Here is a 1,122-nt window from a genome sequence, read left to right on the forward strand (position 1 = left end):
TCAAAAAAAATCCATACGCAACTGCTAGAAACTTCACCATGATTCTTGGTATGATTGTTGCAATATCTGTCATGCCAACACTGCCTGTCTTTGCTTGGCAAGACAGTTTCAGTGGAAGAGCAATAGGAGCATCAGTAACTTCACCTATAGTAAACCTTAACTTGGCAGATACTGGACAATTACCTTCTCAAGGCGGTGAGATAGATGCCACGGTTCTTCATGTAAGCAACCAGCTAGTAACAGGAGATGTACTTTTATCTGTAACAATGGGCTTTGAGGATACAGCCCAAAGTACAGCAGCAACCTCTGATCTTACATTACTTCCAAACTCCTCAAATCAGATTACAGCTGATTTTGTAAGAGCTGACTCTCAAGCAACATGTACTGGCGCTACCGGAAGTAGTGCAATAACCAACTTGAAAGTAGGAGGACAGCCAGTAACCATTAGTGGTTCACCAAATCAGATGATATCTGTACCTGGTGTGTTCACTCTTGTCATAAACGAGCAGACTAGTTCTTCTGATGGCACCAACAACATAACTGTAAAGGCACTTGACCTAAAACTTGCAACTGGAGAACAAGTGATAGTATCTAGTGCCCACAGCGATATTAGCTGCGGCTCCAGTCAGACTGTTACTAAGGACTTTATGACAGGTGGAGGTTACATCATTGTCAACAACGACCACGCAAACTTTGGCTTCGTATCTGGTTTCAAGCCCGGTCAAAGTACCCCAAGTGGCCAGCTCAACTACATTGATCATAGTACAGGAATGCACGTCAAGTCTATTGATATAACATCATACAGTGGTAGTGGAAACACCAGAACATTTTCCGGTAATGCACAAATCAACGGGGTATCTGGTTATACTTTCACGGTAACTGCCGCTGACGACGACTCTGGAGGAAAGGACAGGTTTAGCATCCAGTTGTCAAATGGATATAATGCATCAGGAGACCTAAAAGGTGGCAACATCGAGTTGCACACCTAAATCTTCTTTTTTTCTTAACAAGATTGGCATATATTTTCTCAGCAACTTTTCTAGTTTCTAATACATCTGGCAATTAATTCTTGGCAAGTTCTATACAGCATGGACTCTCACAAGTCTGAACCTGTAAGACTCA

The 1,122-nt window shown here is 42.2% G+C and carries 1 protein-coding gene; it reads left to right on the forward strand.

Annotation, left to right across the window (positions count from 1 at the left end):
* Positions 1 to 989, forward strand: a 989-nt coding sequence (locus DYY66_RS08520; RefSeq protein ID WP_304515757.1) for a choice-of-anchor P family protein, incomplete at its 5' end; no start/stop codon positions are given.
* Between the last annotated feature and the right edge of the window lie 133 nt (positions 990 to 1,122).

Source organism: Candidatus Nitrosotalea sp. FS (assembly GCF_011319475.1).
In the GTDB taxonomy this organism is placed as follows: Archaea; Thermoproteota; Nitrososphaeria; order Nitrososphaerales; family Nitrosopumilaceae; genus Nitrosotalea.